Origin of the sequence: Zhihengliuella flava (genome assembly GCF_015751895.1) — a bacterium.
Lineage (GTDB): Bacteria > Actinomycetota > Actinomycetes > Actinomycetales > Micrococcaceae > Zhihengliuella > Zhihengliuella flava.
The window spans coordinates 376,142-391,358 of sequence record NZ_JADOTZ010000001.1 but is presented as its reverse complement, the minus strand read 5'-3'; the positions used below and the strand labels follow the sequence as shown (position 1 = coordinate 391,358).

Genomic DNA, 15,217 nt, shown 5'->3' with positions numbered 1-15,217 from the left:
ATTATTCGTCGGTGATGGCGTCGGCGAGGCGCTGGGTGAGGCCGCGGAGTTGCTCGAGTTCTTCCCGATCTAGCCCCTGAGCCATGACCTCGTTAATGTGCCTGACGTGAGCGCGCCCGATTTCCTGCTGCATGCGCGCGCCCTCCGGGGTCAAGGTGATGAGGATGGCCCGGGCATCAGCCGGGTCAGGCCCACGTTCGACGAGGCCGCGGGCGACCAGCCGATCGATCATGCGGGACAAGCTGGGCTGACTGAGGAGCAGGTGCTCGTTGAGGTCGCCGAGCCGGACTCCGCAGTCGGGGGCGCGGCGCAGATTAAAGAGCACATCGTATTCGCGCATCCCGAGCTGCTTGAACTCGGGCAGCGTGATGAGCTGACGCATGATGGTGACCTGACAGCGGAAGAGGGCCTCCCAGGCCTCCGCTGTTTCGCGCACGCTCGGCGCCTCTTCCTGCGGCTCAGGCATCGGCGGGCCCCGCGGCGTTCTTCATCATGGCCGGCTTGATGCCGGCCTGCCGGGCTGCGAGCAGGGACTCGTGCGTGGGCGAGTCCGGGTGGTCAGCCGGCTTGCGCTTGGCGTATTCCCGGCGCAGCTCGGGCAGAACGTACTCGCCGAAGAGGTCCAACTGATGCAGGACCGTCTTCAGCGGCAATCCGGCGTGATCGATGAGGAAGAGCTGCCGGTGGTAGTCCCCGAAGTACTCCTGAAAAGACAGGGTCTTTTCAATGACCTGTTGCGGGCTTCCCACCGTCAGCGGGGTTTGGTCGGTAAAGTCCTCGAGCGATGGGCCGTGGCCATAGACCGGGGCGTTGTCAAAGTAGGGCCGGAACTCACGCACCGCATCCTGGGAATTCTTTGCCAGATAGAACTGACCGCCGAGGCCGACGAACGCCTGGTCGGCGCGCCCGTGGCCGTAGTGCTCAAACCGCTCTCGGTAGAGGCCGATGAGCTGCTGGTAGTGCTCCTTGGGCCAAAAGATGTTGTTGGCAAAGAATCCGTCGCCGTAATAGGCCGCGATCTCGGCGACCTGTGGCGTACGGATGGAGCCGTGCCACACGAAGGGTGCGACGTCGTCGAGCGGGCGGGGCGTCGAGGTGAAGCTTTGGAGCGGGGTGCGGTGCTTACCCTGCCAGGTGACTGATTCCTCGTTCCACAATCGGTGCAACAGGTGGACGTTTTCCACGGTCAGCTCGACGGAGTCTTGGATGTTCTTGCCGAACCACGGGTACACCGGCGCGGTGTTTCCGCGGCCGAGCACCAAGTCTGCGCGGCCATCGGAGAGGTGTTGCAGCATCGCAAAATCCTCGGCGATCTTGACCGGGTCATTGGTGGTGATCAGAGTCGTCGCAGTGGAGAGGATGATGCGCTCGGTCTGCGCGGCCACGTGCGCCAGCGTGGTGGTGGGCGAGGACGAGAAGAACGGCGGATTGTGGTGCTCGCCAATGGCGAAGACGTCCATGCCGATCTCTTCGACCTTGCGGGCGATCTGCCCCCACGCCTTGATGCGCTCGCCCTCGGAGGGGGTGGTGTGGTTGGTCGGGTCAGTCGTGATGTCGCTGACCGAGAAAACGCCAATCTGCATGGTCTGCTCCTGAGCTAGGGGTCTGCCCCTAGTATGCCAGATTTATATGCATTTGCATATGTTGTGGCCGGTGCGGGATGCACCGCAGGAGTCCGGCATTCCGGCTGCCGTGGGGCAGGCTCAGGCCGGGTGAGGAGCCTGCCCCGCGCCGCTAGGAGCTTAGCTGGAGCGACGTATTGGTGGCTGCGGTGACCTCGGCCAAGAGGGCCGGATCCTCGTTGAGCTTGCGGCCAAAGCTCGGGATGATTTCGGTGAGAGTGGACTCCCAGCCGGAGAACCGGGAGGGGAAGCACCGGCGAAGAACCTCGATCATGACGGGAGCAGCAATCGAGGCGCCCGGCGATGCTCCCAGCAGGCCGGAGATGGTCCCGTCTGCGCTGGTGATGACCTCGGTGCCGAACTGCAAGATGCCGCCCTTGGTGGGGTCCTTCTTGATGACCTGGACGCGTTGGCCCGCCGTGATGAGTTCCCACTCGTCGGACACAGCCTGGGGGAAGTACTGCCGCAAGGCCTCATCCTTCTGGCCGCGGGACTTGAGGACCTCGGAAATCAGGTACTTCGTCAGGCCCAGATTGTCGACGCCGGCGCGGAGCATCGGGCCGATGTTGTGCGGGCGAATGGACAGCGGTAGGTCCAAGTACGAACCTGATTTCAGGAAGTTCGTCGAGAAGCCTGCGTACGGCCCGAACATCAGCGAGCGTTTGCCGTCGACAAACCGGGTGTCGAGGTGGGGAACGGACATAGGCGGGGCACCGACCGATGCCTGGCCGTACACCTTGGCGTGATGGCGCGCGATCGTGTCCTCGCTCGTGTTGCGCAGGAACTGGCCGGAGACGGGGAAGCCGCCGAAGCCCTTGATCTCATTGATCCCCGCGGATTGCAGCAGGGCGAGGGCACCGCCGCCGGCGCCCACGAAGACGAACTTTGCTGAGACCCGAGACTTCTCGCCCGTCGCGTTGTTCTTGACGTCGATGTTCCAACGTGCCCCGTCGCGGCTCAGGCTCACGACCTTGTGGCCGAAGTGCAATTCGACGCCGGCGGAGGCGAGGTACTGCGTCAATTGACGGGTCAGGGAGCCGAAGTCGACGTCGGTTCCGGAGGTGATGCGCGAGGCGGCCACGCGTTGGGACTCGTCTCGCCCTTCCGCGACGAGAGGAGCCCACGCGTCAATGGTGGAGAGGTCCTCGGTGTGCTCGATGTCCGCGAAGAGCGGCTGGGAACGCAAGGCCTCGTAGCGCGTCTTGAGGTACGCGGAGTGCTCGTCGCCGATGACGAAACTCATGTGTGGCAGTGGGTTGATGAACGTCTTCGGTGAGCCGATCAGGCCCTGATCCACCATGTAGGAGAAGAACTGACGGGAGACCTGAAACTGTTCGTTGATACCGACGGCCTTGGCGGGATCCACGCTGCCATCGGCTGCGGCGGGCGTGTAGTTCAGCTCGCACAGCGCCGAATGCCCCGTGCCCGCGTTGTTCCATGGGCCGGACGACTCAAGGCCGGCCTCGTCCAAGTTTTCGAAGAGGCTGATCGTCCACTGGGGCTCCAACTGCTTGAGCAAGGTACCGAGCGTGGCGGACATGACGCCACCACCGATCAAGGCGACATCGAGGTTCTGGGTGACGGGTGTGGCGGGCACAGGCATTCTCCATCGAAGGTGTGGTTTTACCGAAAGGTTAGCGCGGTTCGCCGATGCCGCCGAAATCAGAGGTTCCTCAAGTCGCTAGCTTGTGGTCATCCTCACGTTGTCGATGACCTCGTCCAGCACAGGGCTGACCGGGTAGGTGGTGACCGAAGGGGTGACCGTCAGCGCGGAGATCGGATAAGCCAGTGGCAAGGCGGGCAGATCCTGAGCTATCAGCTCGCTGATCGCACCATAGAGCGCGGTGCGTTCGGCCGAATCCGGCATCGAACGGGCCGAAGCGATGTGACGTCGCAGCCGCGAGGAGTCATACCCGAATTGCAGTTCGGCGGAGGCGAAGATGGAACTGAGGAAGTGATCCGGGTCCCGGTACGAGCCAGACCAGCCCAGCAGGTGAAAGCCCGTGTGCTCCTGAGAATAAATGGCCTCGAGGTAGCCGTCGGACCAGCCGAGCGGGACAGGTTTGATCTTGAACCCAGCCTCTGTGAGCTGGGCCGCAAGAACGGCATAGGTCAGCTCCGGCAGCGGGAGGTAGCCACGCGTGACGTTCAAGGGGTACAGGAACTCGATCTCTTCGCCGTCGTAGTCGGCCTCTTCGAGAAGCCGCTGGGCCTCATCGAGATCGTAGGCATAGTACGAGTGGGGGTTCTCCACGCCCAGGCTCGGCGGAAGGAAGGACCGCGCTTCCTCGGAGCCGGCAATGAAGTGGTCAGCCAAAAGGTCGTTGCGACGGATGGCATGCGAGACCGCCCGGCGCACCAGGACGTCGGCCAGCGGTCCGGAGGACTGGTTCATCCCGAGGTACAGCACGGAGAAGGGATCTCGTTGCAAAATCTGCTGTCCTGAGCGGACGAGCTCCCGCATCTCACGGGTCGTGACGGCGTCGTACCCGTCCAACGAACCATTAAGCAACGAGCGCAGCCGTGAGGGGCCGTCACGGAGGACGCGGAACTCAACCGTTTCCACGCCCTCAGTACCGCCCCAATGATCAGCGAATCGAGCGAGGCTGTACCGCCCGTCCCCAGTCTCGACGAATTCGTAAGGTCCGCTGCCCAGAGGCTGTTCCGCGGTGGAACCTACAGCGGCCATAGCCAGGCCAGGAATGGTGAGCGCCTGCACGAGTCCGGTCAGCGGTGCGTTCAGTTCCAAGACAAACGTGTGGGCGTCCTCGGCGTGGCACCCCGCGAAGTAGCTCTCGCCCTCAGCGATCGAATCGGGGATCTCGGGGGACTCGTTCAAGATGGAGTCGGTCAGATCTCCGAGCGAGGGGGCCTCCGCGTTCGGTGCTGGGAGCTCGCTGGCCCGATGATGGAAGACGGCGTTGAAGGAGAGAGCGTCGTTCGAGTCGGGATCCTCGGTGAGGCTGGCCCATCGCTCGAAATTATGCACGACGACGTCGGCTGTCAGCTCGCTGCCATCGTGGAAGGTCACGCCCTCGCGAATGGTGAACCGATACGTGAGGCCGTCGCCAGAGACGTTCCACTTGGTGGCGAGCAGGGGGCGGGGCTCGCCGCTGGCCGGATCCACGCCCACGAGGCCTTCAAAAATCTGCCGCGTTACGCGGTGAGATTCCGTGTCCGTGACGACGGCAGGATCGAGCGAGAGAGGCATCGCTGGCGTGCCGAACCGAAAGAGCGTCGGCCCGCCTGGCGGGGGCGTTTCCGACGCCGGGGGGACCACCGGGGCCTGTGGGGCACAGGCAGTGAGGCCTGTCAGGGTGAGCAACGCGGCTCCGCCACTCAGGAGTCCGCGCCGGCTGATCTGGTTCGCCGAGTTCGGGGTCGGGCCCAGCGAAGTCCATTGATTCCCATGACGGCGCGGGTGAGACTTCAATGGACGGACTCCTTGCTGCCTCGGGGTGCGAGGCCTGAACTTCGCCCCGGCCGAGCGGGATGGGGTCATACTCGGCTGGCCAGCGAGGATGCCGTGTGCGGCGCCTGCCGGCCAGCGGTGATGGTGCGAGCGGGGGGACTTGAACCCCCACGTCCGAAGACACTGGAACCTAAATCCAGCGCGTCTGCCAATTTCGCCACGCTCGCCTGTAGTCCTCGCGCCGTTCACCGTCCGCGCGGACCAACCTAGTCTAGCGGAACTCGGCTGGTCCGCACAGAATGCGGGCGCCGAGTCCTAGTCGAGCCCGAGGTCCCGGCGAAGCTTGGCCACGTGCCCGGTGGCGCGCACGTTGTACTGCGCCACCTCAATCGTTCCGTCCTCTGCCACGACGATGGTCGAACGAATCAGCCCTTCGTACGTGCGTCCATAGTTCTTCTTTTCGCCCCACGCGCCATACGCTTCGGCGACCGCGTGGTCTTCGTCGGACAGCAGGGGGAAGGTCAGCTGTTCCTTGTCGACGAACGTGGCCAACTTGGCCGGCGCGTCGGGGGAGATGCCGAGCACCGTGTACCCGGCGGCCTTCAGGGAGGCCAAATTGTCCCGGAAATCGCAGGCCTGCTTGGTGCAGCCCGGTGTGGACGCCGCCGGGTAGAAGTACACAATGACTTTGTGGCCACGCAGCTCAGCTAGCGTGACGGTCTGTCCATCGGACGTCGGCAGTGCAAAGTCCGGCGCGGCGGCGCCGGGGATGAGTCGCTCACCCATGATCAGCTCCTTGGGGTCAATAGTGGTACGTGCGGAGGAACGAAAAAAAGGGAGGTCATCCACCGGATGACCTCCCTTTGTACTGTGCGCCCCCCGGGACTTGAACCCGGAACCTACTGATTAAGAGTCAGTTGCTCTGCCAATTGAGCTAGAGGCGCATACTGCTGAGCGACCGGACCTTTTCGGTGCCCGTCGCGTTCGCAACGAGATAAAACAATACACACCACGATTCGGCCGTGCAACTCGAGCGGGCTCCGTGAGGTGTACTTCACACATCCAGTCGCGGCCCTCGCTGCGGCGTGAACTGTGGCACAGTTTTGGACATGAAACCAGTCACTCACTTCGCCTTTCCTGATGACGAGCTCTTGGACGCCTGCCGTCCGCTGCCCGACGGCGTGACCGCCGGGGTCTGGGATCTGCGCTCGGCGCCGGTCGGCGTCGAGCTGGAGGACATCGAAGCGGTGATCATGCCGTATGCCCAACCGGGCATCACCTTCGGTCGGGTGCGTCAGGCGCCACACCTTCGCCTCGTTCAGCTGCAATCCACGGGGTACGACGGCGTCGTGGAGGCGGTGGGTGCGGACGTCGCCGTCGCGAGCGCGGCCGGGGTGCACGCGGCCGGTACGGCCGAACTCGCGCTGGCGCTCATCCTGGCCGCGCAGCGCGGTCTTCCCGACTTTGTCCGGAACCAGGGCCATCGGCACTGGGCTCCCGCACGGTATGCGGGGCTTGCTGATCGCCGGGTCGGCGTCGTCGGGGCTGGGGGAATCGGCGAAGAAATCTGCCGGCGCTTGGAGCCGTTTGAGGTGGAGATCGTCCGCTTCGCTTCCCAAGCCCGCACTGATGACCGGGGGCGGATCCATGGCATCGATGAGCTCGGTGACGTGGCACCGAGCCTGGACATCATCGTGTTGATCGTTCCCCTGACTGCGGCGACGTACGGATTGCTCGACGCCGCGATGCTCGCTCGACTGCCAGATGGCGCCTTGGTGGTCAACGTGGCCCGGGGACCCGTCGTCGACACCGCCGCCCTGACGCAAGAGGTGGCCTCTGGGCGCCTGCGGTGCGCGCTCGACGTCGTCGATCCGGAACCGTTGGGCGCGGATCATGAGCTGTGGGATCTTCCGGGGGCTCTCATTGCGCCGCATGTGGGCGGTAACTCAGGGGCCTTCGAGCCGCGCATCCGCGACCTCATCAAGCGTCAGGTGGCGCTCTTGGCGGCCGGCCACGTACCAGAGAACTTGGTGCACTCGGGCGCTCGGCTGACGGGCGAGGACGTAGCCTAGCCGCTAAGAGTGAGCCGGCGAGGAAGTCTCGGCCGCAGCGAGCTCATCGATGCGGGTCATGAACTCGTCCATGAAGCTGATGAAATCTTCCGCATCCAAGGATTGCTCCAGCAGCGTTCGGGTGCCGCCGTCGGGTGAGACGGACGGGGGCACCTCGACGCTGGGGGACCGCGTGACCTCAAAGCGAAATACCCGACCCGTGCTCACCCCCACCTCGAAGCTGCCATCGCGCACTTCAGCCAGATGGGACAGGTTGGTGAGGTTGATGGAGACGGCAGCCTCCCGCGGCGCCAAGGTTGCCGGATCAACGGGTGCGACGACTAGTTCCAGCGGTTGCCGGCGGAATCCGATGATGAAGCACCCGGATCCCCCGGCGTTGCCCGCTCCATAGACCAAGTTGTAGCTGCCGAAGTTCGGTATTTGATCGTCGAACGCTCGATGCAGGTGTGCCTTGAGGGCGGCGTCGTTGCGGGTTGCGGTGCTCTCGGTGGCCATGGCGCCAGTCTATGGGAATGTCCTGACAGATTGCTGGACATCGAGGACCGGGCACATCGTTACGGGGTGAAGTCATGCGTTCTCAGATGCCGATGTGACGTGCCTAGAATCGCGGCTATGACGCAGGACTCCTCACCAGATATCAAGCCCCGCAGCCGCGCGGTCACCGACGGCATCCACGCAGCTCCAGCACGCGGCATGCTCCGCGCCGTCGGCATGGGCGACGACGATTTCGCCAAGCCGCAGATCGGCATCGCCAGTTCGTGGAATGAAATTACCCCGTGCAACTTGTCCCTCAACCGCTTGGCGCAGGGCGCCAAGGAGGGCGTGCACGCCGGTGGCGGGTACCCGATGCAGTTCGGAACGATCTCCGTGTCCGACGGTATTTCCATGGGCCACGAGGGAATGCACTTCTCCTTGGTGTCTCGAGAAGTGATTGCCGATTCCGTGGAAACCGTCATGATGGCGGAACGCCTCGACGGATCCGTACTCCTGGCAGGCTGTGACAAGTCCCTGCCCGGCATGCTGATGGCGGCGGCCCGCCTCAACCTCGCCTCCGTGTTCTTGTATGCAGGAACCATCATGCCGGGCTTCGCCCGCATGTCCGATGGCAGCGAGCGCGAAGTCACGCTGATTGACGCGTTCGAGGCCGTGGGTGCATGTGCTGCCGGCACCATGAGCGAGCAGGATTTGGACGCCATCGAACGCGCGATCTGCCCGGGCGAGGGCGCCTGTGGCGGCATGTACACCGCGAACACCATGGCTTCGATCGGCGAGGCACTGGGCATGTCGCTGCCGGGCTCGGCGGCTCCGCCGTCGGCGGACCGCCGGCGTGACATGTACGCGCACAAGTCGGGTGAAGCCGTCGTCGAGATGCTTCGCCAGGGCATCCGCGCGCGGGACATCCTGACCAAGAAGGCCTTCGAGAACGCGATCGCCGTCACCATGGCCTTCGGCGGCTCCACCAATGCCGTGTTGCACCTCTTGGCCATCGCCCGCGAGGCCGAAGTTGAGCTGACCCTTGATGATTTCAACCGCATCGGTGACAAGGTGCCGCACCTGGCGGATATGAAGCCGTTCGGCAAGCACGTCATGTTCGATCTGGACAAGATCGGCGGCGTGCCGGTGGTCATGAAGGCCCTGCTGGACGCGGGCCTGCTGCACGGGGATTGCCTGACCGTGACGGGCAAAACGGTCGCCGAGAACCTCGCCGACATTGCGCCGCCGGACGTTGACGGGAAGATTCTGCGGCACCTCGATAACCCGTTGCACCAGACCGGCGGCGTGACGGTACTTCACGGATCCCTCGCGCCGGAGGGCGCCGTCGTGAAATCGGCCGGATTCGACGCCGACGTCTTTGAGGGCACCGCTCGCGTCTTCGAGCGGGAGCAGGGCGCCCTCGATGCCCTCGACCAAGGACAGATCAAGGCCGGCGACGTCGTCGTCATCCGGTATGAGGGCCCCAAGGGTGGCCCGGGGATGCGGGAGATGCTGGCCATCACCGGAGCCATCAAGGGAGCCGGGCTCGGCAAGGACGTCTTGCTTCTCACCGACGGTCGCTTCTCCGGTGGGACCACGGGTCTGTGCATCGGCCACGTGGCGCCGGAGGCCGTCGACGGCGGGCCGATCGCCTTCGTGAAGAATGGCGACAAGATTCGGGTCGACATTGCCGCGCGATCGTTCGATTTGTTGGTCGATGAGGCGGAACTCGAGGCGCGCAAGGAGGGGTGGGCCCCGCTGCCGGCCCGGTACACCACGGGCGTCCTGGCCAAGTACAGCAAGTTGGTGCAGTCGGCCAGCGTTGGCGCGTACTGCGGCTAAAGCAGGAGTCCTCTTGGTGAGGAGGTCGACGGCGGCCAGCGCACCCGCGCTGGCCGCCGGTCGCCGCCGCATGTCCAAAGAGTGAAAGCATTGTCCAAATAATGAGACGGTCGGTACCGCTCGTTGACACCCGTCGTGGGGGCGGGAAAACTAAGTGACATGCAGAACATCATCACCGTCCTACGAGTTACCAAGCGCGTGGCCTGATCCCACACGGACAGCCTCCTTGGCTGGACAGGTGACGCGCTAAATCCCCACTGAAGCCGTGACGGCCAGAGGGGTTTTTTTATGCGCGAAAGATTGCGAAGAGAAGGAAGAATCCATGACTAACGGAACCGACATCAGCCCCGCGTTGATGGCCAAGGCTGCAAGTCGCGCCAAGGATGCTGCTCCTGTCTCTTCCGCCGTGGCGGAGAACCCCGTACAGGGGCCGGGCAACACCGTTGCCGCCACCGAGATGACTGGCTCACAAGCCATCGTCCGCTCACTGGAAGAACTGGGCGTCAAGGACGTCTTCGGGTTGCCGGGTGGGGCCATCCTCCCGACCTACGACCCCCTGATGGACTCGAGCGCGATTAACCACGTGCTGGTTCGTCACGAACAGGGCGCAGGCCATGCAGCGCAGGGCTACGCCATGGTGACCGGAGAGGTGGGCGTTTGTATCGCTACCTCCGGGCCGGGCGCCACCAACCTCGTCACGGCGATTGCCGACGCGCACATGGACTCCGTGCCGCTCGTCGCGATCACGGGGCAGGTCAATAGTGCCTTTATTGGCACTGACGCTTTCCAGGAAGCGGACATCGTCGGCATCACCATGCCGATCACGAAGCACTCGTTCCTCGTGTCCGATCCGGCGGAGATCCCTCGAGTGCTCGCCGAGGCGTTCCACATTGCCTCGACGGGGCGCCCCGGACCCGTCTTGGTCGACGTGACGAAGGACGCCCAGCAGGCGATGACCACGTTCTCGTGGCCACCGAAGATCGATCTACCTGGCTACCGCACCGTGACCAAGGGCCACGCGAAGCAGCTGCGGGAAGCGGCCAAGCTGATTGCTGCCGCCAAGCGACCGGTCTTCTACGTCGGTGGCGGTGTGATCAAGGGTCATGCCTCGGCCGAGCTGAAGGAGTTGGCCGAGTTCGTCGGCGCCCCCGTCACCACCACCCTGATGGCGCGCGGCGCGTTCCCGGATTCCCACGAACAGCATGTGGGAATGCCCGGAATGCACGGCTCGGTTTCTGCGGTGACGGCGCTCCAGCAGTCCGATCTACTGATCACTCTGGGCGCGCGCTTTGATGACCGGGTCACCGGAGTCCTCTCAACGTTCGCGCCGAATGCCAAGGTGATTCACGCAGACATCGATCCCGCGGAAATCTCCAAGAACCGCGTGGCGGACGTGCCGATTGTCGGCGACGTCAAGGAAATCATGCCGGAACTGCTCTCCGCGCTGAGAACGCACCTGGCCGATGCCGGGAAGCCGGATCTGACGTCTTGGTGGGCCACCCTGAACCGCCTACGGGAAACCTATCCGATCGGCTTCACCGAAACGCACGACGGATTGACCGCCCCGCAGCAGGTGATTCAGCGCATCGGCGAGCTCACCGGTCCCGAAGGCGTGTACGTCGCGGGCGTTGGCCAGCACCAGATGTGGGCAGCCCAATTCGTCAAGTATGAGCGGCCGCACCAGTGGTTGAACTCCGGCGGGCTCGGCACCATGGGCTACTCCGTTCCCGCCGCCATGGGCGCCAAGGTGGGTAATCCCGACCGCACGGTGTGGGCCATCGACGGCGACGGCTGTTTCCAGATGACCAACCAAGAATTGGCGACCTGCGTCATCAAGCAGATCCCCATCAAGGTGGCCATCATCAACAACTCGTCACTCGGCATGGTGCGGCAGTGGCAGACGCTCTTCTACGACGGCCGCTACTCCAATACCGACCTCAACACGGGGCACGGGACGATTCGTGTCCCCGACTTCGTCAAACTGGCCGAGGCGTACGGCGCCGTCGGAATCCGTTGTGAACGTGCGGAGGACATCGACGCCACGATCCAGCAGGCCAATGAGATCAACGATCGTCCGGTGATCGTCGATTTCGTGGTCAGCCGTGATGCGATGGTGTGGCCCATGGTTCCGGCCGGCGTGTCCAACGACCAGATCCAGATCGCCCGCAACATGACTCCCGACTGGGAGCAGGAGGACTAGACATGGCACGCCATACGCTTTCCGTGCTGGTCGAGGACGTCCCGGGCGTCCTGACCCGAGTGGCCGGGCTCTTCGCGCGCCGCTCCTTTAACATCGATTCGCTGGCTGTCGGTCCCACCGAACACGACGGGATTTCCCGCGTGACCGTGGTGGTCGACGCCGAGGGTGACCTGCTGGAACAGGTCACCAAGCAATTGAACAAGCTGATCAATGTACTCAAGATCGTCGAGCTGACACCCGAATCCTCGGTGCAGCGCGACCACATACTCGTCAAGGTCCGCGCGGACGCGGTCACCCGGCTGCAGGTAACCCAGGCAGCTGACCTCTTCCGCGCGTCAGTGGTCGACGTGTCTACCGACTCGCTCGTCCTCGAGGCCACTGGCACCGTCGAAAAGCTCGATGCTCTCTTGGAGGTCCTCGAGCCGTTTGGCATCAAGGAAATCGTGCAATCCGGGACGTTGGCCATCGGCCGCGGCGCCAAGTCCATGTCAGACCGCGCGCTGCGTGCAGCCTCCGCCTAACTCAAGACCCGTCCTACGCTAAGGAGCGAAACAAGTGACTGAACTGTATTACGACGACGACGCCGACCTGTCGATCATCCAGGGCAAGAAGGTAGCCGTCATCGGCTATGGCTCCCAGGGCCACGCCCACTCGCTGAACCTGCGTGACTCCGGCGTCGAGGTGCGCGTCGGCCTCAAGGAAGGCTCGACGTCGCGCGTCAAGGCCGAGGACGAGGGGCTGACGGTCGGCACGCCGGCTGAGGTTTCGGCGTGGGCCGACGTCGTCGTGATCCTGGCACCGGATCAGGTCCAGCGCCACGTCTACGCCGAGGACATCGCCCCCCATCTCTCCGATGGCAACGTGCTGGTCTTTGGCCATGGATTCAACATCCGCTTTGGCTACATCCAGCCGCCGGCCGGCGTCGATGTCATCTTGGTGGCGCCGAAGGCCCCGGGCCATACGGTGCGTCGCGAATTCGTGGCGGGCCGTGGCATCCCGGACATCATCGCCGTGGAGCAGGATGCGTCCGGCACGGCATGGGACATCGCCAAGTCCTACGCCAAGGGCATCGGTGGCACGCGCGCGGGCGTCATCAAGACGACGTTCACCGAGGAAACCGAGACGGACCTCTTCGGCGAGCAGGCGGTGCTCTGCGGCGGCATGTCCCACCTGGTGCAGGCCGGATTCGAGACGCTGACCGAGGCCGGTTACCAGCCGGAGATCGCCTACTTCGAGGTACTGCATGAGCTCAAGCTCATCGTTGACCTGATGTGGGAGGGCGGCATTGCCAAGCAGCGCTGGTCCATTTCCGACACCGCTGAGTACGGTGATTACGTCTCGGGTCCGCGCGTCGTGACTCCGGAGGTCAAGGAGTCCATGAAGGCCGTCCTCGCTGACATCCAGTCCGGCGCCTTCGCCAAGCGCTTCATCGATGATCAGGACAACAACGCTGAGGAGTTCCTCAAGCTGCGCGAGCAGGAAGCAGGTCACCCGATCGAGGCGACGGGCAAGACCTTGCGCTCGCACTTCTCCTGGAGCCAGCAGGACGACGACTACACCGAGGGTAGCGCGGCGCGCTAAGGCCATCGCCCACTCTTAAGGTCACAGCAGAACCCGGACCCGAGCTTTTCGGGCCGGGTTTTGCTGTGCTCACCAGTCGTTTCACGCCCGAACGAGCGAACTACACTTAAGTTCATGAGGATCTTTGCCACTCGCCGCTTACCGGATCACACAGGGCCCGCTCGGCTGCCCCGACGTCGCCGTCTGCTGGCCGGGTTCTTGGCCGTGGGGCTTGGAGTCAGCGCGGTCGCGGGCACCGCAGCGCCGGCTGCGGCCTCGGTGCCCAGCTCGTTCGAGTTCGACGGCGCCGGTTGGGGCCACGGCGTCGGTATGAGCCAGTACGGTGCCCAGGGGCAGGCCTTGGACGGCTGGAACTATGAACAGATCCTCGAGTACTACTACGCGCCCGCCTCATTGGTGACCAGCAAGCTGCGTGCGGCCGAGAACATCAAGGTCCAATTGCTTCACGCCCAGTCCACCACGCTGGTCCCGACCAACGGTGCCATGCGGTTGAGCATCAATGGTCAGTGGCACCGTACTACCTCGTCTGTCCAACTGAGGCTCGTCGAGGGCAAGATCGAGGCCAATTTTGGCGACATGACGCCGAATGATGGCAAGGACGAGGAGAAGGTCCTCAACGCCAGCTCGGTGGGCATCCAGTGGCAGAACACGCGATTTTGGACGGAGGGCAGCCAGCAGACCACGCTCAAGGTGGCCGGCGCGAACTCCGGCAGCACGGGGGAGTATCGCCACGGCAGCATGCGCGCCGAGGTGCTCGGCGGCAAGATCAACCTCGTGAACACGCTCCGCATGAATGACGAATACCTCTACGGCCTCGCCGAGGTTCCGTCCTCGTGGCAGACGGCCGCGCTCGCGGCCCAGGCTGTGGCCGGGCGCTCTTACGCGCTACGGAACATGGGGTCGTTGAAGTCCAACTGCAATTGCCACGTCTATGATTCGGTGACCTCCCAGAAGTTCACCGGTTGGGCCAAGGAGAATGAGGGGACCAATGGCGTCTACGGCAAGAAGTGGAAGAACGCCGTCGATGGGACCGTCATTTTTAGCAGTCAGGGTGTTCCCACGGCTTCGCGGGTGATGATGTATGCCGGCTACCCCATAGATGCCGTCTATCATTCGTCCTCCGGCGGCCACACTAGGAACTCAGAATCCGTGTGGACCTCCGCGGTGCCGTACCTGAAATCTCACCCTGATCCCTGGTCGCTGGCCAGCACCAACCCGAACAGCACGTGGTCGGCCTCCGTGTCTCAGGCGAAGATGCGTTCGGCCTTTGGGCTGCCTGATGTGGCCACGGTGCAATTGCGCCATGGTGCCGACGACGCCGTGGCCTCAGTGACCGCGACGAGCAGCGGGGGCGTATCCAAGACCCTTTCGAAGGATGCGGTGCGGTGGGCACTGGGGCTCAAAAGTGCGTTCTACGGGGAGCCGCCGACGTTTACGGATATCCAAGGCACCACGTTCGAGCGCTACGTGGAATGGCTCGCGGGGGAGGGCATCACCAGCGGTTACACGGACGGAACCTTTCGGCCCCAGCAATACGTCGCCCGCTACGAGATGGCCACTTTTCTGTACCGCTACAGCAGCCCGAATTTCCCCGAGCCATCAGCAGACGTGTTCACCGATGTCCCTGAGGGCCATAGCTACGCGCAGGAAATCGGCTGGACCGCCGATCGCGGCATAACAAGCGGTTATACGGACGGCAGATTCGGGTTGCGGGACACGATCACCCGGGGTCAGATGGCCGCCTTCCTCTACGCCTACACGCAGAATGTCTGCGGCAAGGACCGCGGGTTTACCGCACCAACGAATTCCGCGTTTACCGACGTGCGGCCCGGGGGCGCGTTCTACGAGGCCATCTCTTGGCTCAACAGCACGTCAATCACCGGTGGCTTCGGCGACGGAACCTATCGCTCCAGCAAGTCCACAACGCGCGGCGAGATGGCCGCCTTCCTGTACCGCCTGGACAGCTATACCGGCGGTCCCTGCTAAGCAGGCCGTGCCCGTCGCCACCGAGCGG

Annotated in this window: 12 protein-coding genes and 2 tRNA genes; 6 read left to right on the top strand and 8 right to left on the bottom strand. The window is 64.0% G+C overall.

All coding sequences use genetic code 11. The annotated features are described in order from the left end of the window. Position 1: 1 nt before the first annotated feature. The 7 genes from IW252_RS01860 to IW252_RS01830 all read right to left on the bottom strand — a co-directional run bounded on the left by IW252_RS01860 (position 2) and on the right by IW252_RS01830 (position 5,978). On the bottom strand, positions 2-436 hold the full coding sequence (locus tag IW252_RS01860) for a MarR family winged helix-turn-helix transcriptional regulator (RefSeq protein ID WP_331271400.1): 435 nt from the start codon (positions 434-436) through the stop codon (positions 2-4). Between the two features lie 22 nt (positions 437-458). Beyond that, positions 459-1,583, bottom strand: a complete 1,125-nt coding sequence (locus IW252_RS01855) for an LLM class flavin-dependent oxidoreductase (protein WP_196835013.1) — start codon at positions 1,581-1,583, stop codon at positions 459-461. Between the two features lie 151 nt (positions 1,584-1,734). Further along, entirely contained in the window at positions 1,735-3,225 is a 1,491-nt protein-coding gene (locus tag IW252_RS01850; RefSeq protein ID WP_196835012.1) for a malate:quinone oxidoreductase, read from the bottom strand. 78 nt (positions 3,226-3,303) lie between these two features. Continuing rightward, complete coding sequence (locus tag IW252_RS01845) at positions 3,304-4,833, bottom strand: ABC transporter substrate-binding protein (protein WP_196835011.1); 1,530 nt, start codon at positions 4,831-4,833, stop codon at positions 3,304-3,306. A gap of 343 nt (positions 4,834-5,176) precedes the next feature. Then, positions 5,177-5,261, bottom strand: a tRNA-Leu gene (locus IW252_RS01840). Between the two features lie 88 nt (positions 5,262-5,349). Further along, the gene (bcp, locus tag IW252_RS01835; protein ID WP_196835010.1) at positions 5,350-5,820 is read right to left on the bottom strand and encodes a thioredoxin-dependent thiol peroxidase; all 471 of its coding nucleotides are present in this window, start codon (positions 5,818-5,820) and stop codon (positions 5,350-5,352) included. 85 nt (positions 5,821-5,905) lie between these two features. Next, positions 5,906-5,978 (bottom strand) — tRNA-Lys (locus IW252_RS01830). A 165-nt stretch (positions 5,979-6,143) separates the two neighbouring features. Between IW252_RS01830 and IW252_RS01825 the strand changes: the two genes are divergently transcribed. Continuing rightward, the gene (locus IW252_RS01825) at positions 6,144-7,106 is read left to right on the top strand and encodes an NAD(P)-dependent oxidoreductase (RefSeq protein WP_196835009.1); all 963 of its coding nucleotides are present in this window, start codon (positions 6,144-6,146) and stop codon (positions 7,104-7,106) included. A gap of 3 nt (positions 7,107-7,109) precedes the next feature. Here the strand turns inward: IW252_RS01825 and IW252_RS01820 are convergent, their stop codons facing one another. Continuing rightward, the gene (locus IW252_RS01820) at positions 7,110-7,601 is read right to left on the bottom strand and encodes a hypothetical protein (protein WP_196835008.1); all 492 of its coding nucleotides are present in this window, start codon (positions 7,599-7,601) and stop codon (positions 7,110-7,112) included. Positions 7,602-7,718: 117 nt separating this feature from the next. Here IW252_RS01820 and ilvD point away from each other — a divergent pair, with 117 nt between their 5' ends. The 5 genes from ilvD (at position 7,719) to IW252_RS01795 (ending at position 15,189) form a co-directional block, all read left to right on the top strand. Further along, complete coding sequence (gene ilvD / locus IW252_RS01815) at positions 7,719-9,422, top strand: dihydroxy-acid dehydratase (protein WP_196835007.1); 1,704 nt, start codon at positions 7,719-7,721, stop codon at positions 9,420-9,422. Between the two features lie 322 nt (positions 9,423-9,744). Continuing rightward, entirely contained in the window at positions 9,745-11,622 is a 1,878-nt protein-coding gene (locus tag IW252_RS01810) for an acetolactate synthase large subunit (protein ID WP_196835006.1), read from the top strand. 2 nt (positions 11,623-11,624) lie between these two features. Continuing rightward, entirely contained in the window at positions 11,625-12,143 is a 519-nt protein-coding gene (gene ilvN / locus IW252_RS01805; protein ID WP_196835005.1) for an acetolactate synthase small subunit, read from the top strand. Positions 12,144-12,177: 34 nt separating this feature from the next. After that, positions 12,178-13,203, top strand: a complete 1,026-nt coding sequence (gene ilvC / locus IW252_RS01800) for a ketol-acid reductoisomerase (RefSeq protein WP_196835004.1) — start codon at positions 12,178-12,180, stop codon at positions 13,201-13,203. 114 nt (positions 13,204-13,317) lie between these two features. Continuing rightward, positions 13,318-15,189, top strand: coding sequence for a SpoIID/LytB domain-containing protein (locus tag IW252_RS01795; RefSeq protein ID WP_196835003.1), 1,872 nt, complete (start codon positions 13,318-13,320; stop codon positions 15,187-15,189). The last annotated feature ends 28 nt before the right edge of the window (positions 15,190-15,217 follow it).

Coding starts and splice junctions, on each gene's coding strand:
- IW252_RS01855 (WP_196835013.1), bottom strand. CDS start 1,583: ATGCAGATTGGCGTTTTCTCGGTCAGCGACATCACGACTGACCCGACC.
- IW252_RS01850 (WP_196835012.1), bottom strand. CDS start 3,225: ATGCCTGTGCCCGCCACACCCGTCACCCAGAACCTCGATGTCGCCTTG.
- IW252_RS01845 (WP_196835011.1), bottom strand. CDS start 4,833: ATGCCTCTCTCGCTCGATCCTGCCGTCGTCACGGACACGGAATCTCAC.
- bcp (WP_196835010.1), bottom strand. CDS start 5,820: ATGGGTGAGCGACTCATCCCCGGCGCCGCCGCGCCGGACTTTGCACTG.
- IW252_RS01825 (WP_196835009.1), top strand. CDS start 6,144: ATGAAACCAGTCACTCACTTCGCCTTTCCTGATGACGAGCTCTTGGAC.
- IW252_RS01820 (WP_196835008.1), bottom strand. CDS start 7,601: ATGGCCACCGAGAGCACCGCAACCCGCAACGACGCCGCCCTCAAGGCA.
- ilvD (WP_196835007.1), top strand. CDS start 7,719: ATGACGCAGGACTCCTCACCAGATATCAAGCCCCGCAGCCGCGCGGTC.
- IW252_RS01810 (WP_196835006.1), top strand. CDS start 9,745: ATGACTAACGGAACCGACATCAGCCCCGCGTTGATGGCCAAGGCTGCA.
- ilvN (WP_196835005.1), top strand. CDS start 11,625: ATGGCACGCCATACGCTTTCCGTGCTGGTCGAGGACGTCCCGGGCGTC.
- IW252_RS01795 (WP_196835003.1), top strand. CDS start 13,318: ATGAGGATCTTTGCCACTCGCCGCTTACCGGATCACACAGGGCCCGCT.